The following is a 19,932-nucleotide window of genomic DNA, read 5'->3' as shown; positions in this document are numbered from 1 at the left end:
CAAGGTCCTCGGTTGGCGGACGCCGGCCGAGGTCTTCGAAGAGCAGCTACGCTCGCTGCAACAGCCCGGTGTTGCAACGACTGGTTGAACTCGCCGAATACGCCTCGCGAAAGTTCCGCCGGGCCTGCCGCCGGCTGGGCGTCTTTCCCCTTCCCCGGACCGCGTGACCGACAGCCCTGGCCGCGCCCCTTTTGGGTGCGCGGCCAGGGTTTCATGCTGGGGGCGGGGTTATGGCGGACCGGCCGTGGTGATGGGCTGGTGGGGCTGCCGGAGCGGCGGGGCCCCAGCCTCGGTGCCGCCAGCGGGCAGTCTGGAGCGCGGCGCCGGCGGGGGTGGCGCCTGCGGCCTCCTGGGGGTGCGGTGCGGGCGCGGTGGGGGCCTGTTCGAAGAGCGAAATGGCCCGGGGTAGGCCGCCCTAGCGTGCCTGAGGTTGTCCGGGGATGGTGATGAGGTTGATGCCGGTCAGGTCACGGCTGGCTTCCCACAATCGCGCCGCTACGGAGGTGTCGGTGAGGTGGTTCCACGTCCGTTGATGTTGAGGCTTGCCGCGCAGGTTGAAGGCACGCGGTGCCCACGTCTGCCCTCCGCGTACGGTGGGGTCCAGCACCGCTTGGACCGCGGGCCATGCGCCGGCGTGCTTGCCCTGGACAAGAAGGGCCGCTGGTGCACCGCAGAGCCGCGCACCAGCGGTCCGCACATGCAGTGGCGGCCGTGACGGGGTCAGGGAGTCCAGCGCGCCGCCGGGATGGACCACCACGCTTGCCACCGTGCTTTCGACGGCGCGCAGGCGGCGGTCGAGTTCGAGGCCGAAGTACATCTGCGCCAGCTTGGAGCGTCCGTAGGTTTGCTTGGGCCGGTAGTTCTTCCGGGAGTGCAGGTCGTCGATGTCGAGCCGCTCGGTCTTCGCCGCGAAGCTGCCCATGGTCACGATGCGGGCCGCCGGTGCGGCCGACAGCAGCGGCATCAGCCAGTGGGTCAGCGCGAAGTGCCCGAGGTGGTTCGTGCCGAACATGAGTTCGTGACCGTCCCCGGTCTCCCGGCGCGCCGGGGCGTCGAGCGCGACGCCGGCGTTGTGGACCACCGCGTCGAGGTATTCCGCATCCAGTGATTCCACCGCTGTTCTGAGCGATGAGAGGTCGGCGAGGTCCAGCCGTACGGCTCGCACTCGCGCGCCGGGGACACGCGAGCGGATGGAGGCCGTGGCGACTTCAGCCTTTGCGGGATTCCGGCTGCCCAGTACGACAGTGGCTCCGGTTGCGGACAACTGCTCCGCGACGAAGTACCCGATGCCGGCGTTGCCTCCGGTGACCAGGAAGACGCTGTCATGGGCACGCGGCAGTTGTTGAACATTCCAGGGCGGGGTGGAGGAGGTGGACGACATGGCAGCGAGGTTCCCTTATCTGTTGAGGGCGACTGCGACTGCCCTGCAGGACAGCTCGACACCCACGGTTGCAGCGGCTCCCGACACATCGCCTACAGATCACCGACGGCCTATTGCCGCCCCGGGCTGCCGGTCACCGGCGAGGTCCGTGACGGTATCGCTGTGGTCGTTGTCCGCCGGTGACGCTGCGGGATCCGGGGTGCGGCGTTGGTGCAGCTTCGAGGCATCGGCGGTTTTCTGTGCGGGCGGCTCACAGTGGGCCGTATCGCTGTCGTGCATGGTGGCGGCCACTGTGGCTGTCTGGCTGTGGCTGCGCTGTTGCGAGGGGGAGCGGTGCTGCGTTGGAATCAAGTGTGAGGCTGTTCGGTGGTGGCGTGTCGGCTGGTCTTCCTGCTCCGGGTACAGGGTCTGGCCGTAAGGGGCTCAAGAATGATGCCCTGGGTATGTTTTCCTCGGTCGTTATGGGTCTGGCTTCTACCGGTCCGGCGTACAGCCTCGCCGCGACGCTGGGCATCATTGTGGCCGGGGTCGGATTGCAGGCTCCGGTCGTCACCATGCTGGCTTTTGTCCCGATGCTGCTGGTCGCGTACGCCTTTCGGGAGCTGAATGCGAGCAACGCCGACTGCGGGACCACGTTCACGTGGGCCACCCGCGCTTTCGGGCCGCGCACCGGCTGGATGGGCGGCTGGGGTCTCATCGTCGCCAACATCCTCGTGATGGCCAGCCTCGCGCAGATCGCTGCTGCCTATGGCTTTCGGTTGATGGGTTTGGACGCGCTGGCGGAAGACCGGCTGTGGACCACCGCGGCGGGCGTGGGCTGGATCGCCGTGCTGACGGTGATCTGCTATGTCGGCATCTCGTTGTCGGCGGCTGTACAGCGCTGGCTGCTGTGCCTGGAAGTGGTGATGCTGATCCTGCTCGCCGTCGCCGCGCTGGTCAGGGTGTACACCAGTGCTCCGCCGACGGCGGTCCATGTGTCCGCGTCCTGGTTCAACCCCTTCGCGGTGCCCTCGGTGACGGCCATGACCTCGGGCATCCTGGCGGGGGTCTTCATCTACTGGGGCTGGGACACCGCGTTCTCGGTGAACGAGGAAACCGTCGACAGCACGCGTATCCCGGGCCGTGCCGCGGTCTTGTCCACCGTGCTGCTCCTGGTCATGTACGGGCTGGTGTCCACGTCGGCGCAGGCGTTCGCGGGAGTGGGCACCTCGGGCATCGGACTCGGCAACGCGGGCAACGCGGACGATGTGTTCTTTGGGCTGGGTGAGGCCGTGTTCGGGAGCCACGGCACGGGGCTGTTCCTGTCGAGACTGCTGATCCTGATGGTGCTGACGTCCGCGTTGGCCTCCGCGCAGACCACCATCCTGCCCCTGGCCAGGACTGTCTTTTCCATGGCGGTCCACAAGGCCGTCCCTTCTCGGTTCGCCCGGGTCCACCGCAGGTTTCTCACTCCCACCTGGGGGACCATCGGCATGGGAGCGGTCTCGATCGCCCTGTTCGTCCTGCTGGCCTCGCTCAGCCAGAACGTCCTGGCCGACTCGATCGACTCGGTCGGTCTCGCGATCGCGTTCCAGTACGGACTGACCGGCTTCGCCTGCGTCTGGTACCACCGCAAGATCCTCACCCGCAGTGTCAAGGATCTGCTCTTCAAGGGCGTGCTGCCCGGGCTCGGCGCGCTGTTCATGCTCTTGCTGTTCCTCTACGCCGCCTTCGTCGTCTACGCGGATCCCCGGTATGGCACGACCGCCGTCGATCTGCCGCTGATCGGCAGGACGGGCGGGGTCACCGTCCTGGGCCTGGGCGCCCTGCTGATCGGTTTCCTGCTGATGCCGGTGGTCACCCGTGGCCACAGCGTGGCCCTCAAGCTCCAGCGGAGCCTGCTTCCACGCCGCCTGCCGCCGCACGCCGCCGTCGACTCGGCGAGCCGCTACCTGCCCGCCGACAGCGGGTCCGGGGTGGGCGGCGACTGGTACGACGTCATTCCTCTCTCCGGTACCCGGGCCGGCCTGGTCGTCGGGGATGTGCTCGGTCACGGCATACGCGCCGCGGCCACCGCGGGACGCCTGCGCACGGGTGTGCGCGTCCTGGCCCGCCTCGACCTGAGCCCGGACGAGCTGCTGTCCCGCCTGGCCGACCTGGTCGAGCAGACCACGCACGAGGACGAAACCGGCCGCGGCCCGGGCCACCTGAAAGCGCACGCCGACGCGGCTGTGGGCGTGAGCTGCCTGTACGCGGTGTACGACCCCCTCTCGGGGGAGTGCAGCATGGCGCGAGCCGGGGAGCCGGTGCTGGCGCTCGTCGAACCGCACACGGGCGTCGTCGGCTATCCCCAGCTGCCGCCAGGACCGCCGCTGGGAATCGGCGGCCTGCCCTACCAGAGCACGGAACTGGAACTCGCGCCGGGCACTGTTGTCGCCCTCTTCACCAACGGCCTCCTCCAGGCGGCCGACGACCGCGAAGCCGGGCTCGCGCAGCTCTCACAGGTCCTGTGCGACGACCGGAGATCCCTTGAAGAGCTGTGCGACCGGGCGGTGGCCACCATGCTGCCCGGGGCGGTGGACGTGGACGCGACGATGCTCCTGGTCCGCACGCGCCTGCTCGCCCGAAACCGGTTCGCCCAATGGGCACTGGCCCCGGACCCGGCGGCCGTGGCCACCGTCCGCTCCGCTGTCGGGAAGCAGCTCGGCGACTGGGGGCTGGACGACGTGGCGTTCACCACGGAGCTGATCGTCAGCGAACTGGTCACCAACGCCATCCGCTACGCAGGTGGCGGCCCGATCCAGGTGCGCCTGATCCGCGACCGGACCCTGACCTGCGAGGTGTCCGACACCGGCCACACCGCGCCCAATCTGCGGCACGCCGCGAGCGACGACGAGGGAGGCCGGGGCCTGTTCATCATCGCCCAGATGACCCACCACTGGGGCACGCGCTACACGTCCACCGGCAAGACCATCTGGACCGAGCAGGACCTGCCGCAGCCGGATGGCCAGTAGCACCCAAGGGGGTCCATGGGACGGCCGGGCCGCCGGCCGCGGCGCCTGTCGTCGCGGGTCAGGTGCTGACGGGTTTTTGTGTCCTGGCTCCCGTGGCCGGCGCAGCCTGGAGCGCGCGAAGTCCCTGTTCTCGATGATGCGTTGGCGATGCTCGTCGGGCAGTTCGCCGTCGTCGAGGACCTTTACGGCCACTGCAGTGAGCCGCGTGCCCACCTTCACGGGGGAAGGCCCATCGTCGTCTGGTTCCAGACCCGCCACTGACCGCGCAGGGATCCATGATGGCCCTCGCTTCGGCGGGGGGCGGCGCCGCGACGGTTCTTCCTGGCCGCGTGACGGGCGCCAGGCGGTGAGTGACGGGGATGGACACGGCGCCTGGTCAGGGCGTTTTCTGGAAACACGACCCCGCCCAGTGACGCGACATCGCAGTCCCGAAGGGGGCGCCGTGCACGACACGCTCCAGGTCGCAGTGCACCCGACCGGGCCCGGCAGCTGCCGGGTGACCGTGGCCGGGGACCTCGACCTGGTCAGCGCCCCGGACATCAGGGAAGCCCTCCGGGCTGCCGTGTCCGCCCACGACCGCGTCGACGTGAATTGCGGTCGGCTGACCTTCGTGGATTGTTCCGGCCTGTCCGCGCTGCTGGCCGCCGCCCGCGCTGCGAAGGCCGAAGGGGTGGAACTGCGGCTGTACGCGGTCCCGCACTCCCTGGCCCGGCTGCTGCGGCTGTCCCACACCGGCAGCGCCTTCACCATCGAGCAGCCGGGGTGAAGTCATGGCCGGGCGGGTGCGCCGGTGCGCGTACGTCCTGTGCTCCAAGCCGCTGCCTGCGGGCGCTCGCAGTGACAAGAAGTTCTGTGACCGCACGTGCCGGGCGGCCCGTCGCCGTCAATGAACACAAGTCCGATAAACGGTCAGGGAAGCGGAGTCACCGATAGCGCAATCGCGCCTTGTTGGTTCTCGCCCGGGTGTGCGGATCGGCTGCCGGACGCCGGACCGATGCGCGATGATCACCACGGCGAGGGTCGAACGACGAAGGGGACGAGCCATGGCCAAGGGAACGCGGATCACCGGCGAGGCACGCGACAAGATCGCGAACGAGCTGAAGAAGGCGTACGAAGGCGGAGCGAGCATCCGGGCCCTGGCACAGGACACCGGCCGCAGCTACGGCTTCGTCCACCGCATCCTCACCGAAGCCGGCGTCACCCTGCGCGGCCGCGGCGGAGCCACCCGCAGCCAGCCCAGCGCATAACCGGCCGCGGCACGGCAAACCCGCTGGTCACCGCCCCTGCGGACGCGTCATGACGGCCGACGCAAGCCGTACGACGAGAGGACCGCACAGCGATGCCCCTGCCTGCCCTGACCGCCGAAGCCCACGCGGAAAACCTCCGGAAGGCGGCTGCCGTCCGCCGCGAACGCGGCGAACTGCTCGACGCGCTCAAGCACGACCGCACCTCCTTGCAGGAGGTACTCGACCGAGATGACCCGGTCGTGGGCAGGATGCTCGTCAAGCGCCTGCTGGAAGGACTGCCCAACATCGGCAAGATCCGCGCCGCCCAGCTCCTGGCCGACCTCGACATCTCCGAGCGCCGCCGCGTCCAGGGCCTCGGCTCCCGCCAGAAGGCACGCCTGCTCGAACTCTTCGGGCCGCAAGCCTGACCGGCGGCGCTGCCGTAGTCCACCACCCCAGCAGGGCACGGGACAGGGCCCTGGCCCCAAGGGGAGACCAGGGCTGCCGGTCACACAGTCCGACGAAGTTGCCCAGGACGTGAAGCGTTTTGGGCAGCATGTGCGGGCGGCAGCCGCGAAACCGCTGGGGTAGTCGCAGGTCTCAGGTCGAGGCCGACGGAGCGGAGGACTCGCCACGCCGGCGGTATTCGGCGTTGATGCGCTGTGCTTCTTCGAGCTGGTCTTCGAGGATGACGATGCGGCAGGCGGCCTCGATGGGGGTCCCGTGGTCGACGAGTTCCCGGGCGCGTGCGGCGATGCGCAGTTGGTAGCGGGAGTAGCGGCGGTGTCCGCCCTCGGAGCGCAGCGGGGTGATCAGGCGGGCTTCTCCGATGGCGCGGAGGAAGCCCTGGGTGGTGCCGAGCATCTCGGCGGCCCGGCCCATGGTGTAGGCGGGGTAGTCGTCGTCATCGAGACGGCCGAACGAGTCGTCTGCTGTCATTGCACCTCTTTGTGGAACACGCTGGAGGGGCCCTGGTGCCAATGGCACCAGGGCCCCGAAGGAACTGCTACACCATCTGCCGGCCCTGATACTGCGCCGGCCTTCTGTTTCCGCACCAGCTCACGGGGGATGGGAGCGTGTGCGGGGATCGCGGTTGCTTGACCGGAGACCACCTCACTATCGATGTCCTGCGGTACCCGGGCTCAACACTGCGCCCGGGCGATCCTGATGGCGCTCGTTCCTCCGTTCTTCCCTCTGGGATCAATCACTTACCTACTGCTGGTGATGCGAACTACTCGGTGACCTTGAGTAAGCGTCACGCTTCGGCAGCCAGCCCCGTCGCCCGTCCTGCGTCTGCTCTGGCTTAGAACCCCACTGCCGAACCTCCCGGTGCGCGCGTCCGCAGCCGACGCCTTCACCGAGGTGCTGCTCACTGACTTCACTGCTGGGTACTGCGAACTGCACTTACGCGTACTGCGGTACTGCTACCGGCGGCCCCTGATCACTGCGGGCCACCCGGTCCGGTCGTCAGTCCCGTCGCCGTCCTGCACCAACCCTGGCTTCGGAACTCCACCACCGCACCGTCCTGCGAACTGCGGTACTGCTGCCCGGCAGTTCGTCTCTGCCGGGCCCTGTTGATCTCGGCTACGAGAGAAACCATAACCACGCCGCCACCCAATGTCTACTCCAGTCAACATAGATTTCCGCGTGTTCGACGGTGAGGTAATCGACCTCGAACAGGCCGGATACGAGCGTCACTCGGCTCCCGCGTCGAGGACACTGCGCACGGCGTCGCGGATGTCGAGGACCATCACGCCGTCGATCTTCTCGATGCCGCCCTTGCCGAAGCGGACCCACAGCGGGAAGGCGCCGGCGTCGCGGGCGAAGACGAGCTTCTCGGCGGAGGCCGGGTTCGGTGCGGAGTCGATCTCGATCACGAAGTTCGGGCCGCCGGGAATCCAGACCACCACGTCGGCCCGGCCATAGCGACCCTTGCCGTCCGGAACCACGGGCAGCCGCAGTTCCTTGTAGGCACGGGCGTAGGGGGCGAGCGGGCTGTCGCGCACCAGCTCGTCCTTGAAGGAGAGCACGACCTTGGTCAGGACACGGGTGACGTCGGCGGTTGAGGGCGCCCCGTGCCCGTTCGCGCGGTCGGCGGCGACGGCCTCGGCGGCCCGCTGCGACCAGGCGGCGAGGATCTCGCCCAGAGACCAGGCCATGGTGTCCAGGGTGTCCTCGTCTACCCGGCGGGCCGCGCGGCCGGTGAGCTGGTGCAGCCAGCCCTCGGCCCAGTGGGCCTGGTCCAGGAGCCGCAGCACCCCGCCGTGGGCCGCCGCGCGCCCGGCCTCCTCCTTGGTCGGCAGCAGCCGAGCGGCCATCTCGGTGACCTGGGCCAGCATCTCGTCGGTGCGGCCTTCCCTGCCCATCTTCTCCTCGGCGGCGATGGCGCCCTGGAGGTGCTTGGCCGCCCACCACCGCCACTCGGTGACCAGCGGCGGCGGGACGTCGGCGGGCACGGGGACGGCGTCCAGCAGCTTGCCCGCGCGCCCGGCGGCGGCCTTCGCGGCCGCGGACAACTCCTTCTTCAGCCGCTTCTCGTTGGCCTGCCACCACTCCTGCTGACAGTTCCAGCAGCGCCCCCGCTTCTTCGCCGCGGCCTCGGGGGTGACCATCGCGCTGTGCCCGCAGTCGGGGTAGGTGTAGGAGACCTTGTAGCCGACGCACTCACGGCAGGCCGCGACGTCGCCGCCCTTCCACTTCGGCAGCGTGGTGCGAGTGGAGATGTTCTCCTCCCACTCGTGGCCGGCCGCGCACCGCCACCACACCTTGACCTGCATCTTCGGCGTCGCATTCGCCGGGGTCAGCCCGCCGTTGCGCTCCTGCAACCACATCGCGGCGACCTGCGGATACGCCTCGGCCAGCGACACACCAAGCGAACGCGCCACAGCGCCCCTCCTCGTTCTCCCGGCCAAGGCCCTCCCCGGGCCGGCACCCCACCCTGACAACGATCCGGGCCCCGGCGGGAGACGCCAAGAGGGCCTCTACTCCTCGTCGTCCTCATCCAGCCCGAGCCCGGCCGCGTCCGGGTCGCGCAGCGGGCGCAGGGCGCCGGCGGCCGGGGTGGAGGCGGTGATAGCGGCCGAGCACGTCGAGGTTGCGGTGCTTGAGCGGGGAGAGCCGGGCGATGTCCTCGTCCCGCAGCTCGTGGCCCTCGGCGCGGAGCTGGGCGACGGCGGCGTCGATGTACTTCGTGGTCCAGAGCACGATGGCGTTGAGGACCAGGCCGAGCGCGCCGAGCTGGTCCTCCATCCCGTCCCGGTACGCCTGGTGGATGGTGCCGCGCTTGCCGTGGCACACATCGCGCGCCAGCTTGTGCCGCGACTCCTGCACGGTGAGCTGCCGGTTCATCTGCCGGCGGTAGGTGTCGTCGACCGGGTCGACCATCCGCATCAGGTGCTCGGACTTGGCGATCCGCCCGTACTCCGCGAACACCCTGTTCACGGTGTCGTCTGTGCTGGTCAACGAGCCAGGCCCGGGGAAGGTCCGGTGGGACTTTCCCCGGCCGGCCGCGCTCACTCGTCGTCGGTGGCGCGCTTGTCGCGCAGGGGCCGCAGCCCGCCGTCGTCGTTTCCAGGCGGCTGTCAGTGGTGGGCCCTACCGTGGGATGTCACGGCTAGACGCGTACCGCCGTTCGCCGCTGCTCCTCGCACCCACGCTGCCGGAGCGCAGTCGGCCAAGGTCTCTCGGGGCCCGTGAAGATCTGCGATCTGTCCTGCTCGGCCTCGACGTACACGACCGGCTGGGAGCGTGGGACCTGTCCGCGAATCGGAGTACGCGATGCCCAAGAAGCAGACCACCGCAGGCAAGAGGGCCCGCACCGCAGCCCGCGCCGGCGAGAAGTTCACCGCCGCACGCCGGTCGGCGGAGTCGCCTGAGGAACCGCCCCGCATCTTCCCCACCGTCTTCGAGCCCTGCCCCGCCGGCTGTGACGGCTCCGCTCACCCTGGAGCGCTCTGCCGCCGCTGGATGCCTGAGGATGCCAAGCGTGTCGGGAGCGAGGTGCGGCGTTCCGCGCAGCTGCCCGCCGGGCGGGCGTCAGTGTTTGCTGAGCGATTTGAGTCCGGCTCCTTCCACGGGCGTGACGCCGACGAGCTGTTGGCCCTGGTCTACGCGATGCTCACGGACCAGCATCCGGAGCTGCAGCCCGCGCCGGCGGAGCTGAGGGCGGCTGTGGAGGCGGACGACCTGGAGGCCGTCAACGCGGCCTTGGAACCGCTGGATCGAGCTGCGGCCCGGCTCCTGACGAAGGAGGCGGACCAGTGGTGGGGAGAGGTGAAGCCGCGCCTGGACGCGTACGCCTCGCCATCTGCTCGGGACTGGTGCCTTGGGGCGACCAGGAGATCAGGACGATAACCGCTCTGCGACTGCCGTCCCGGTCGGCGAAGTGCAGTTCATAGACCACGAGGCGTGGATCGGAGGGTAGGGCTTTGAGGAGTTCGTCGTGGGTCAGGTTCCCCTCGAAGTCCAGGATGAGGGTGTCCAGGTTGTCGTTGAGCCGATAGAGCACGGTGGTGATGTGCCGGCTGGTTTTGAGCTCGTTGAAGGCGTCGATGCAGCGGTCTTCCACTGAGATGGCACTGGTCACGACGACACCTTCCGCTCATGGGTTGGACGTTCGGAGAGCTCAACGAACCCTTGACCGGGAGGTTGTGGACGGGCCCGCGCGGCAGTACCTGAGTCCAGGGCGGGGGGCAGCGCTGTCCAATCAGCGAGGCTGGCCACCCCTCGGCGTCGGCCTCGGGCGGGCGTGGACGGCCATGCGTGGTATCCCGCCTACTTCCGGATCCGCGAGACGGCCTCTGCTTGGTGTTCGCGCAGGTTGATCAGCGTCCATCTCCCGTTTGGCCGATGGACTCTGGGCTGCCCTGCGTTGTCGGCATCTTGGCTGGCGATTGCTGGAGCGGCGGGGTCTGCTCTTTGCGGCGTCGGCGGAGTTCGCGCTGTGCCTGGGCGCGGGCGCATTCGCGGGTGCAGTACTTGATGCCGCTGGTGCGGTTCTGCCCGTACTCGGCGCGGCCGCGCTGGCGTACGAAGCTCCGGCGGCAGGTCTCGTTGGCGCACTCGCGGATCGTGGCTTTCTCCGCGATGTGGTTGTACAGCTGCAGGTAGGCGACGGAGTAGATCGTGGGGCGGCGGTCAGTGAGGTTGCCGATGCCGATACTGAAGACGTGCAGTGCGGCGTGCAGAGAGTGCTACAACTTCCCTAGTCGGAACCAGAGTTCGAGTGAGCGTACAGGTTGATCTTGGTTGACAACCCGTCTACCCAGGGCTTCACCTCTCGGGGTGCGCCGCTGGTAGCGCACGGTCAGTCCCGGCACCTGCTCGGCGAAGGTGATCTTCGGGCAGGCCGCGTTCTCGCGGCACAGACGGCGCACGCTCAAGTCGATCCGGACCGGCCGGTCGCCGAGCGGGGATCGGCGAGGTGCCGCACGTAGCGGCTGTGGCTCCACTCGCTCAGCGTGCCGCATCCCGTACACGCCGCCGGAAAATCGCGCCGTGTGCGGGCGCGGACCGCCACGACAGCATCGGATACATCGACCGCGACAACCGGCACATTGGCCAACTGTGGTAACGGCGTGGCTAGTTCAACAGGGCACAGTCAAAGGTTGCCCACTGGCAAACCAGTCGACCGCCGTCCCGGGATGATCTTCGGCTACGAAAAACTTGCCAGAGCCCCGAACGCGCACAGAGCTGGGGTACGGCCCGACCTGCACAGCCGCCGTGTCTCTTCACGCTTGCGGTGGTACCGCTGGTGGCCGCATCAACCATCGGCCTGGACGGCCTGAAGGAGGAGTTCGGCCGCGTCGGTACGCAGGTATAGGACCGTGCGGCCGGTGCGGTGGCGCGCGAGCAGGCTGGCGCCACGCAGGGCGGCCAGGTGGTGGGAGACGTTCGGGGCGGACAGGCCCGTGCGTTCGGCGAGTTCGCTGGTCGAGGCGGGGGCGTCCAACTCGGTCAGCAGCCAGGCGCGGGTACGGCCGATCACCCGGGCCAGCCCTTCCGGCACCGCATTGCCCGCCGTCTCCCACAGCGTCGCCACCCCGCGCGGCGGGTACACCAGGCCCGGCTGCCACGGCGGATTCTGCTGGGAGAACACGCCCGGCCAGGCGAACACCGTCGGCACCAGGACCAGGCCCCGCTCCCCGTCCAGCCGACGGTGTGCGTCGACCATCCGGTAGCCGATCCGCAGGGTGTCCCGTTCCCAGGCCACCTGCGGGTGCAGGTCGGCGAACAGCGTCGCCGGACCGCCTGCGGACATCTGTCGGGCCCGGCGCAGGATCTCACCCTCGGAGAGCCGCTCGATCCGGGCCCAGTGCGGGGCGATCGCAGCATCCCAGTACGCGCGGATCTCCGCCGCGAGCCGGGCGAGACCGCGTTCCGGATCCCGTGCCAACTCCACTGCCAGCGGAGGTAGTTCACCTCTGATCCGGGAGAGGTCGCGGCGCACCACCGCGGGATCGGTGGCGGCCAGGTCGGCCAGCTCCCGCTCGATCGTCGGGCTGGACGCCTCCGGCACCGGAGTCAGGAAGTCCGGCACGTACACCGTCGGCAGCCGCACCAGCTCGGACAGCAGATCCCAGCCCACCCCTGCCAGCCGCCGCGTGGCCTGCCGCACCCAGGGCAGGTGGACCGCATGCCGGCCTGGGTCCTTGAGTACCTCGACGCTCGTCGTCACTTCGCACAGCGGCGAGCGGGCGAACCGCGTCCGGGCAAGGTCTTGTGCGGAAAACTCCCAGGTGAGCACGGGACCTCCGTGAGGATTCGATCAGGATGGAATATCTGGGCGGTGATGATCATTCCAGAGAGCCTCGGTGCATGACCACCACCACGCTCCTTCCGCTGCGCGACCGTCTGGGCCTGCCCGACACTGCCGGCCGCGCCCGCTTGATCGGCGCCCACATCGTCGACAGCCTCGGCACCGGGTTGATCCTCGCATTCGTCCTCGTCTACTTCGCCCGCACCACCGCCCTCCCTCTCGCCACGATCGGCGCCGCAGTCTCCGCCGCCCGGCTGCTCGCCCTGCCCACCGCCCTCGCCGTCGGCCCGCTGATCGACCGCCACGGCGCCCGCGTGGTGGCGGTCGGCGCCAACGCGCTCTCCGCGCTCGCCTACTGCGGATTCCTGCTCACCCACCACGCCTGGCAGATCGTCCTGGTCTGCCTGCTCGCCCAGATCGGTCACGTCGGCTACTGGACCGCCAGCACCGGTCTGGTGGTCCTCGCCTCCCACGGGGGTGAGCGCAGCCGGTGGTTCGCGCTGGTGCAGACACTGCGCAACACCGGCATGGGCCTCGGCGGGGCGTTGGGAGCCTTCCTGATGGCCGGCGGCGGCACCGGAGCGCTGCGACTGCTGGTGGTGCTCAACGCGGCCAGCTACCTTCTCGCGTCCATCCTGCTGGCGACCTGGCGACCCACCGCCGTGCCCGGACAGGAGCCAGGGGCGACCAAGACGGGCGGCTACCGCGCGGTGCTGAGGGACCGGCGCTACCTGCTGCTGGTGACGGTCAACTTCAGCTTCGTCTTCGCCTCGATGATCCTCAGCATGCTGCTGGCCGTCTACATCACCGTCGGCCTGCACCGAAACGCCTCGGTGGCCGGCTCTCTCCTCGTCCTCAACGGCGTGCAGGTCGTCCTCACCCAGAGCGCCGTCGCCCGCCGTCTCGAAGGCCTGCGCCCCACCCGGGTGGTCGCCGCCGGGGCACTGCTCAACGCGTTCGCCTTCGCCCTCTTCGCGCTGCTCTCCGCCGCCCCCGGCTGGACCGTCCTGCCGGGCCTGTGCACCGCGATGCTCGTCTACAACCTCGCCGAGACCGTCGCGATCCCCTGCCGGGAGGAGCTCAGCGTCTCGCTCTCCGACCCGGCTCAGCGTGGCCGCTACCTGGCCGTCTACCAACTCTCATGGAACGTCGGGCAGGCCGTTGCCCCCGGCCTGCTCACCCTGCTACTCGGCTACGGCACCGCCTGGCCCTGGCTCTTCCTGCTCGCCCTCAGCCTGGCCGCAGTGCCCGGCCTGCTACGGCTCGGCCGGCGCCCTGACGCCTCAAGTGCCCGACACGTCTGACTTCCCTCGGATAGCAGCGAGGTATGTCAATCCCCCGGGAACGTGGAGACTTCCTCTATGCGGTCAGCCCCATGGTGAGGCCGGTCCGGTGCTCGCGTTCGTAGTCGATCGGGCTCTTGAAGCCACAAATGCTGTGGAGCCGCCGGGCGTTGTAGAAGTCGGCGATCCAGGTGGCGATCTTGATGCGGGCCTCGGCCCGGGTTGTGAAGGTGTGCCGGTGGACGTACTCGACCTTGAGGACGCTGTTGAACGCCTCGCTCACTGCGTTGTCGAAGCAAGATCCGAATCTGCCCATGGACTGGAAAACACCCAGCTTGCGGCAGGCACGGCCGAACTTCCGAGACGTATATATACGAGTGACGAATTCCGCACCGAGATACGGAAGTTGACCATGCGGCAATCGATGGGTCGTATCGGCTCCTGTTACGATAACGCCGCGGCCGAAAGCTTTTTCGGTCTGCTGAAGGCGGAGATCGGGACCACCATCTGGGAGTCCCGCGAAGCGGCCCGCGCCGACGTCTTCCGCTTCATCGAGGTCGAGTACAACCGCACCCGACTGCGCAAGCATCCCGAGTACGGCTACGTCACCCCGCTCGAAACCAGAGCCCTGGTGACCCAAGACCTCGCCCCCGCAGCGCAACCATCCGCTGTCCATGATCGCGGGGGAACTTCACGGAGACCGCTGGACACCCACTGCACCGGCCAGTAACAGGGCGAGATGAGGGCCGCCAACCGGCCCATGGACACCGGTCATGTGGGCGCAAGTTGGGCGTCCGGTGAACGGGGCCGGGGATCACTGTGCTTGGTCGGGTGGTTAGCCTGGCGGTATGTCTGAGCATGTCATCGGAGGTCGCGGGGGCGGCTTGATCACTCTGGGTGCCGTGGATGCTCTGTGGGCCGAGTTGACGGTCGACAGTGCTGTGCCAACGGCTTCTTTGGTACTCACCGGATCCCCTGTCGATGCCTGGGCAGGGTACGTGCTGCTCGGCAGTTGTGTGGTGGCGACCGTGAGGGCGAGCGGTGGCCAGTGGAGTGTGTCGGAGATTGAGGTGCGTCGGGCGGCAGCGGAACTGAGCGCGGTGGAGTTGGACCGCCGGGACCTGGTCCGCGTCGGTCCGTTTGGCGGCGCGCAGGGGCATGCCGAGGGAATGCCCCTGCGGTGGCGCGACCGCATTGCCCGGGAACTGCGGGAGCCGGGCGGCCCCGAGCGGGTAGCGAGGGGTGAAGGCGGCCGGTTGTCCCATCTGGCGGGGATCGACTGGCGGCGGATCTTCGTGGAGGAGACCCGCGGTCAAACGGCGCGGACGTGGTGGCTGCCGCGCGCTGTGGTCAGGCTGCTGGATGCGGCTGAGCACGCCGAAACGCAGTGGCTGCACGCCGCGCGGACCCGCCAGGTAAACACAGCTGGCACTGAGCATCCCGCGCATGTCGGGCATGCCCGGGCCGCCGTCGGTCGTCAGACGGCGAGCCCCGATGGCCCGACCGTCCCGCTGCGCCCCTACAACGGGGAACTGCAGGGCCTCTTGTACTCGGTGCTCAGCAGGAAGCCCGGTATCTCCCGCAAGGTGTCTGGGTGGGCGTGTGCCGTCTGCCGCACCGTGCACGCTGCCGTGCTGGACCATTGTCACGAGCACGGCTATGTCCGTGCCCCAGTCTGCCAGTCCTGTAATACGCAGGAGCGGTCTGATCACTTGTACAGCAACGACATCCGTGTGGCCGGCCACTACACACGCCTCTTTGACACCCACACGACCGACTGGCTGCGGCACTGGCATCGCTGTCCCGGCTGCCGCGCCCGCACCACCCTGCCCCTGCCACACCTGGCCGCCTGGACCGCCCACGTAGCGTGCCGGTCACAGCGCCCCACCCACCGCGACACCCGCGGCTCCCGTGGACGCAAACCCTGTGGTGCGCTGCGCGTGTCCTGGACAGGCAGTCACAACGCGCCCGGTACGTGCCTGCTCACTGTCGCCGTCGACTTCTGTCCTTCCGGCGAGCACCGTGCCCTGGCGCAAGTCCCCTACCGCGAAGCCACCAAGCGGTTTGGTACCTGGCTGGCTGAGATTGCCCCGGACGTGGCTGCCGCTGCCGGACCCGACCGCCTGGACGGCCTCCCGACCCGCTTCCGGCCCGTCATCGCAGACACCAGCGGCGAGGGTCAGGCGCTGTTCTAAAGCAGCAACACCAGATCCGACGGCAACGTCACCCCGCCCCTGCCCCGCGCCAGTTCACAGTCCGCCCGGACGCCCGCGAACCACGCTGCTTGCTCAGCGTGCGTCCGTGCGTCGGGCAGCTGCAGTGCGGACATGGGCGGCGTCGGCGGGGCGGATGCCCTGGCTGACGGGATCGATGCCGATCAGTTCGCGATGCAGGCGGCGGATCCGCATTGCCAGATCGAGACGGAGGCGGAGGCGTTTCTCGCGGACCTCAGCGACCGTGCGGGCGTTGACACCCAGGCGCAGGGCGAGTGCGGCGGCAGGCCAGCCGGCACGCGCCAAGTCAGCCGGCAGCCGCGACGATTCAGCGGAGCCGGTCAGGCCCGGAGCCCCGGGTTCGCCACGCGGGGGGAGCGGGATACCGAGTACGGCGTCGGCGGTTGTACGAGCGATGTCCCGGGCCACCTGGCCTTGCTCCGGGACGCGGAGCACGCGGCGGACCTGGGTCACTGACAGGCCAGCTCGGTCGGCAATGTCCTGCGCGGATATGCCCTGATCGCGCAGCCGGACAGCCCACCTGGCGGCGGCATACGGCGGGACGCGGGCGGGGATGCCATGCAGGCGGTCCTGCCTGCGTTGGCGGCGAGCCCTCAGTGCCGCCTGGCGGCACTCGGTGCGGGTGCAGCCGTAGTCGGCACATGATGCCTGGCCGTGACGGACGGCTGACCGTTGCGGCCGGCGCTGCGCCAGCGGCGCGGTCGGGACGACGGCGGAAGTGGACTGTTCTGTAGAAAGCGGCATGGTGATTCCTGCTGCGAGTTCGTGGTGCCGGCTTACGGTACGCGCCCACGCGGACATAGCGGCCCCGAGCCTCGAAGGTCATTGCTGGAGCGACCGGTCGAGCGCTACGCCGTCGTATTGTTGCCGGGTCCGACGGTCCTGGTCGGCTTATCACTGTTCGGGGGGCAAGGGATCGGGCCGCGTCGCATTCGATGCAGGCTGCTGCCCGCGGTTGGCGGAGCGCGACAAGAGCTTCCTCGCGCGTGAGTGTCCGGTCGCTGGGGGTACAGCCGACAACGTGGAGGAGTGTGGCGCCCGGGTGTCTGGGACGGTGGGGCAGATACTGGAGGGTCCATGCGGGCAGGCGCTCCTGGGACGTGGCCTCGCTCGACAGACGGCGGGTCGGGACATGCTCGTAGGAGACACCAGGTACTGGGCGGGCGTGAGCGGGAGGCACCCAGACTCGCTGCTCGGCAGGTTCGGCAGAGCCGTTTGCACCGTCCTGCCACACCAGAATTCCTACCTGGTAGAGCCAGCCGTCCTGCACCTGCCGGCGGGCGTGCAGCCGTCCGCGGACTTCCTGGCCGTCGGGGAGCACGACAAAGATCGACGGTGCGCTATGGGCGGCACTTCCCTCGTCCACAATGACTACTCTTCTGCCTTTTCACCTGATTGCTGGTCCCAGATCCTTGGGCCGGTCGCAGTTGTCCCTCGCTCCGTCTTCCTTGATCCATTGCACAGGACGACGTCCTACATAAGATAGGCCGCCCCTTCCCTGACCTGCGCTGGCAAGGAGTGCGCGGGACAAGCCCCGGTTCCCGCGACGCGAAGTAGCACGGTCGGACCGGAGCCGTCCCCGGGCAGCTACGTCTCCATGCCGGCGCGGCGAGATGGTGACGACTCTTCTTCACCGGCTGTCCATGCCGGCGGTCCGGCTGTTAGGGGTGCGCCCGGGTCTGGTCGAAGCATCCGACGTGACCTGCGAGTTCCGGTCCGTTGAACGGCTCCATCAGCTGACGGGACGCCTCCCGCGCGCGGCAGCAGGTTCTGCGGTGCGGAATCGTTGGGTGCGGGCAGAAGGCTTACACGGGCAGGGTCAGGTCGCCTGGTATCGAACTGGAAGTGGAAGTCCACCGTGTTCGACCGCTGGTTTCGCCTCACGCGTAGGGCGCGGAGGCTGCGGCCGACGCGCTGTGAGGGCTGGCGTACAGGCGGGCGCCAGCCCTCACGGTCCGGGGTGCCTTCCGGGCGTTGCCTGCCCACGGGGAGACGGGAGGCGGGCAGGCGTGCTCGGCGCGGTCGCCTCCCGGTGCCTTGCCGAGTCCTCCATGCCGCCAGGCACGGCGGCGGGAGCTTCGTTGTGTTGCTACGGCCTTGCGGCGTGGCGGGTTCACTGCGGTGGTTTGCGGTGACTGCTGTGGCCCGAAGCAACAGGGCCTCGGGCCACAGGATGCTTTCCGCTCCACCAGCGAGGGGGAAGCATGGATGTCTGTCGGCGACGGGTGAAATCGTCGTGACCCTCTGACGGCGGATCAAAACTGACCCACTTCGTGGTCTTCTGACCAACCTGATCTTGATCGAAGGTCAGGAGAAGAGGGTGATTTCCGTGGAGGGCTGGGCAGAGATCCGCAGGCTGCACCGGGCCGAACAGATGCCGATCCGGGCGATCGCCCGGCAGCTGGGCATCTCGAAGAACACCGTGAAGCGGGCCCTGGCAACCAACCGGCCGCCGGTCTACTCCCGGCCGGCCAAGGGCTCGGCGGTCGACGCGGTCGAGCCGCAGATCCGGGAGCTTTGAAGCAGACCCCGACGATGCCCGCGACTGTGATCGCCGAGCGGATCGGCTGGGAGCGCGGGATGACCGTCCTCAAAGAACGCGTACGCGAGCTGCGGCCCGCCTATCTGCCCGTCGATCCGGTCTCGCGCACCACCTATCAGCCCGGCGAGCTGGCCCAGTGCGACCTGTGGTTCCCGTCGCAGCCGTCGGCGTACCTTCTCCGGACTGCTGTCAGCTCAGATCGTTGGCGTGTCGTCGATGGCCTCCTTGTGCGGTTCGACGATGAACTTCCAGCCAGCGCTGGGCTCCATGAACCGCACTCGGGTGGGGTAGATGTCCAAGGCGCGGCGGTCGCGGTTCTGGCCGCTCGTGTTCTTCCGCCCGCGGGCCGGCTCTTCGAACAGGTCGACCTTGACGTCCGGCACCGCCACGACTTCCTCGTTCCAGCGCTGAACGATTCCCGCGCCGAACGCTTCTCGTGCGGCGGTGTAGAGCGACTCCAGAGATTCCTTATTCCCGTTGGGCACGAAGAGAGCGAGGTTCAAGAGGACGCCAGCACTCTGGAGAACCTCGATTTCTTCCCCAGCCTCGTCGGCAACCCAGATCCCGGCCTCTTCGGCATTGTTCGGAAGAACATGAATTTCCTTACCGAAAATTGTCCTTGCGATAAAGGATCCTCCATCGAAATACTTTCCCGGCTTAGCGAGGAAAGCCGGAGCGAAGCAGTCGAGAGAAAGATCGTCCAACTCCGCCGATACGAAGATATCTTCCTGGAGGCCCAATTCTGAAACCTCCTCGGCCGTAAGGCGTCGAGCCATAACCTTTTCGGTGTTCACGCTATTTCTCCTTCTTCGTATGGCCATGGACAGTCCGAAGATCCGCTGCTCGCGGCTTGGCCACGGCTCCACCAGTAGGCCTGGGTTGGGGCCGAGGCGGGTGGTGCCGACGGCTGAGCGCGTTGCTTGAGATCGCCGCTCCGGACAAGATCCCAGACACGGGACCCGGGCGGCAAATCTTCATGGGGAAAGGCGAAGGCGACAGCATCGCGTCCGGACACCGTGGGCTTCCCGACCCGCCCCTCTGTTCAGGACACCCGCCCGCGTAGACCTGTTGAGTTGTATCGGTTTGTTGGTGTTGATTTTTCGACGTGGATGTGTCGGCACGTGGAGTTTTGAAAACGGCCGGTTGGCCTGCGTGAGCAGTTCCAGCGCCGCCATCAGGTGATTGCCCTTTGGTGGTTGCGGCTGTTGGTCACACGGGCCACCGCTCAAGCACTCGACATCTCCCCGTGCGATGTGTCGGCTTCGTGGCAGCGAGGGCGTGTCAGTCGCACTTGAGTGGGCGAATTGTGTTCCTGCCGGTTGTCGGCCTGTGGCTGGGGGCTTCACTGACACGGCGGTGGTACCTCGCGGCTGTCGTGGGGCGGTACATCCCCAGTTGACTCACTGCCGCTGAAGCGGCGTATCGCCTCCCGGGGCCAGGTCTTCCTGAACGAGGAGGCCACCGCCGAGCTGCACGCCGAGACCGGCATGTGGCTGCCCCAGCTGGAGCCGGGCCA

General features: G+C 68.5%; 15 protein-coding genes and 5 pseudogenes. 10 read left to right on the top strand and 10 right to left on the bottom strand.

All coding sequences use genetic code 11. The features are described from left to right. Window positions 1-415 precede the first annotated feature (415 nt). A complete protein-coding gene (locus ACWFR4_RS45060) occupies window positions 416-1,381 on the bottom strand; it encodes an SDR family NAD(P)-dependent oxidoreductase (RefSeq protein ID WP_453657340.1) in 966 nt (321 codons plus the stop codon). A gap of 461 nt (window positions 1,382-1,842) precedes the next feature. Here ACWFR4_RS45060 and ACWFR4_RS45055 point away from each other — a divergent pair, with 461 nt between their 5' ends. From ACWFR4_RS45055 to mihF, 4 genes are all read left to right on the top strand, one after another. Next, window positions 1,843-4,374 carry an amino acid permease gene (locus ACWFR4_RS45055; RefSeq protein ID WP_453657338.1) on the top strand — a complete coding sequence of 844 codons (2,532 nt, stop codon included), beginning with the start codon at window positions 1,843-1,845 and terminating at the stop codon, window positions 4,372-4,374. Window positions 4,375-4,816: 442 nt separating this feature from the next. After that, the gene (locus tag ACWFR4_RS45050) at window positions 4,817-5,140 is read left to right on the top strand and encodes an STAS domain-containing protein (RefSeq protein WP_453657336.1); all 324 of its coding nucleotides are present in this window, start codon (window positions 4,817-4,819) and stop codon (window positions 5,138-5,140) included. Window positions 5,141-5,417: 277 nt separating this feature from the next. Further along, the gene (locus ACWFR4_RS45045) at window positions 5,418-5,621 is read left to right on the top strand and encodes a helix-turn-helix domain-containing protein (protein WP_453657334.1); all 204 of its coding nucleotides are present in this window, start codon (window positions 5,418-5,420) and stop codon (window positions 5,619-5,621) included. Between the two features lie 92 nt (window positions 5,622-5,713). After that, window positions 5,714-6,028: an integration host factor, actinobacterial type gene (gene mihF, locus ACWFR4_RS45040; RefSeq protein WP_453657332.1), complete on the top strand. Its 315-nt coding sequence runs from the start codon at window positions 5,714-5,716 to the stop codon at window positions 6,026-6,028. 172 nt (window positions 6,029-6,200) lie between these two features. Here the strand turns inward: mihF and ACWFR4_RS45035 are convergent, their stop codons facing one another. The 3 genes and pseudogenes from ACWFR4_RS45035 to ACWFR4_RS45025 all read right to left on the bottom strand — a co-directional run. Next, window positions 6,201-6,539, bottom strand: a complete 339-nt coding sequence (locus tag ACWFR4_RS45035) for a MerR family transcriptional regulator (protein ID WP_453657330.1) — start codon at window positions 6,537-6,539, stop codon at window positions 6,201-6,203. A 755-nt stretch (window positions 6,540-7,294) separates the two neighbouring features. Next, complete coding sequence (locus ACWFR4_RS45030) at window positions 7,295-8,485, bottom strand: zinc-ribbon domain-containing protein (protein ID WP_453657328.1); 1,191 nt, start codon at window positions 8,483-8,485, stop codon at window positions 7,295-7,297. Window positions 8,486-8,581: 96 nt separating this feature from the next. Continuing rightward, window positions 8,582-9,026: pseudogene (locus ACWFR4_RS45025) on the bottom strand (Tn3 family transposase); the annotation flags it as partial. 351 nt (window positions 9,027-9,377) lie between these two features. Here ACWFR4_RS45025 and ACWFR4_RS45020 point away from each other — a divergent pair. After that, window positions 9,378-9,953, top strand: a complete 576-nt coding sequence (locus tag ACWFR4_RS45020; protein WP_453657344.1) for a hypothetical protein — start codon at window positions 9,378-9,380, stop codon at window positions 9,951-9,953. Between the two features lie 10 nt (window positions 9,954-9,963). Here ACWFR4_RS45020 and ACWFR4_RS45015 read toward each other — a convergent pair. Beyond that, window positions 9,964-10,107 (bottom strand): annotated as a pseudogene (locus ACWFR4_RS45015) (cofilin family protein); the annotation flags it as partial. A 1,254-nt stretch (window positions 10,108-11,361) separates the two neighbouring features. Further along, a complete protein-coding gene (locus ACWFR4_RS45010; protein ID WP_453657326.1) occupies window positions 11,362-12,345 on the bottom strand; it encodes a DUF5937 family protein in 984 nt (327 codons plus the stop codon). A gap of 71 nt (window positions 12,346-12,416) precedes the next feature. Between ACWFR4_RS45010 and ACWFR4_RS45005 the strand changes: the two genes are divergently transcribed. Continuing rightward, the gene (locus ACWFR4_RS45005; protein WP_453657324.1) at window positions 12,417-13,661 is read left to right on the top strand and encodes an MFS transporter; all 1,245 of its coding nucleotides are present in this window, start codon (window positions 12,417-12,419) and stop codon (window positions 13,659-13,661) included. Window positions 13,662-13,716: 55 nt separating this feature from the next. On the opposite strand, the gene ACWFR4_RS45000 is transcribed toward ACWFR4_RS45005, so the two are convergent. After that, a complete protein-coding gene (locus ACWFR4_RS45000; RefSeq protein WP_453657322.1) occupies window positions 13,717-14,061 on the bottom strand; it encodes an integrase core domain-containing protein in 345 nt (114 codons plus the stop codon). Between ACWFR4_RS45000 and ACWFR4_RS44995 the strand changes: the two genes are divergently transcribed. From ACWFR4_RS44995 to ACWFR4_RS44985, 3 genes are all read left to right on the top strand, one after another. Further along, window positions 14,053-14,370, top strand: a complete 318-nt coding sequence (locus tag ACWFR4_RS44995) for an integrase core domain-containing protein (protein WP_453657320.1) — start codon at window positions 14,053-14,055, stop codon at window positions 14,368-14,370. The two genes, ACWFR4_RS45000 and ACWFR4_RS44995, sit on opposite strands and share 9 nt — an antisense overlap. A gap of 118 nt (window positions 14,371-14,488) precedes the next feature. Further along, window positions 14,489-15,835, top strand: a complete 1,347-nt coding sequence (locus ACWFR4_RS44990) for an endonuclease domain-containing protein (RefSeq protein ID WP_453657318.1) — start codon at window positions 14,489-14,491, stop codon at window positions 15,833-15,835. A gap of 132 nt (window positions 15,836-15,967) precedes the next feature. After that, window positions 15,968-16,330 (top strand): hypothetical protein, encoded by a 363-nt coding sequence (locus tag ACWFR4_RS44985; protein WP_453657342.1) that lies wholly within the window; start codon window positions 15,968-15,970, stop codon window positions 16,328-16,330. A gap of 12 nt (window positions 16,331-16,342) precedes the next feature. Here the strand turns inward: ACWFR4_RS44985 and ACWFR4_RS44980 are convergent. Continuing rightward, a pseudogene (locus ACWFR4_RS44980) lies at window positions 16,343-16,618 on the bottom strand (hypothetical protein); the annotation flags it as partial. A gap of 178 nt (window positions 16,619-16,796) precedes the next feature. Next, a pseudogene (locus tag ACWFR4_RS44975) lies at window positions 16,797-17,054 on the bottom strand (DUF6233 domain-containing protein); the annotation flags it as partial. 1,140 nt (window positions 17,055-18,194) lie between these two features. Here ACWFR4_RS44975 and ACWFR4_RS44970 point away from each other — a divergent pair. Then, window positions 18,195-18,571: pseudogene (locus ACWFR4_RS44970) on the top strand (helix-turn-helix domain-containing protein); the annotation flags it as partial. A 39-nt stretch (window positions 18,572-18,610) separates the two neighbouring features. On the opposite strand, the gene ACWFR4_RS44965 reads toward ACWFR4_RS44970, so the two are convergent. Beyond that, the gene (locus ACWFR4_RS44965; protein ID WP_383007104.1) at window positions 18,611-19,210 is read right to left on the bottom strand and encodes a hypothetical protein; all 600 of its coding nucleotides are present in this window, start codon (window positions 19,208-19,210) and stop codon (window positions 18,611-18,613) included. Between the last annotated feature and the right edge of the window lie 722 nt (window positions 19,211-19,932).

This window comes from Streptomyces sp. NPDC055140 (assembly GCF_053607285.1).
The sequence above is the reverse complement of the archived record's forward strand: the minus strand, read 5'-3'. Positions and strand labels throughout refer to the sequence as shown.

Bases quoted from the DNA above. Each gene is read 5' to 3' on its own strand.
- ACWFR4_RS45060 (WP_453657340.1), bottom strand. From the start codon at position 1,381: ATGTCGTCCACCTCCTCCACCCCGCCCTGGAATGTTCAACAACTGCCG.
- ACWFR4_RS45055 (WP_453657338.1), top strand. From the start codon at position 1,843: ATGGGTCTGGCTTCTACCGGTCCGGCGTACAGCCTCGCCGCGACGCTG.
- ACWFR4_RS45045 (WP_453657334.1), top strand. From the start codon at position 5,418: ATGGCCAAGGGAACGCGGATCACCGGCGAGGCACGCGACAAGATCGCG.
- mihF (WP_453657332.1), top strand. From the start codon at position 5,714: ATGCCCCTGCCTGCCCTGACCGCCGAAGCCCACGCGGAAAACCTCCGG.
- ACWFR4_RS45035 (WP_453657330.1), bottom strand. From the start codon at position 6,539: ATGACAGCAGACGACTCGTTCGGCCGTCTCGATGACGACGACTACCCC.
- ACWFR4_RS45020 (WP_453657344.1), top strand. From the start codon at position 9,378: ATGCCCAAGAAGCAGACCACCGCAGGCAAGAGGGCCCGCACCGCAGCC.
- ACWFR4_RS45005 (WP_453657324.1), top strand. From the start codon at position 12,417: ATGACCACCACCACGCTCCTTCCGCTGCGCGACCGTCTGGGCCTGCCC.
- ACWFR4_RS44995 (WP_453657320.1), top strand. From the start codon at position 14,053: ATGCGGCAATCGATGGGTCGTATCGGCTCCTGTTACGATAACGCCGCG.
- ACWFR4_RS44990 (WP_453657318.1), top strand. From the start codon at position 14,489: ATGTCTGAGCATGTCATCGGAGGTCGCGGGGGCGGCTTGATCACTCTG.
- ACWFR4_RS44985 (WP_453657342.1), top strand. From the start codon at position 15,968: ATGGGCGGCGTCGGCGGGGCGGATGCCCTGGCTGACGGGATCGATGCC.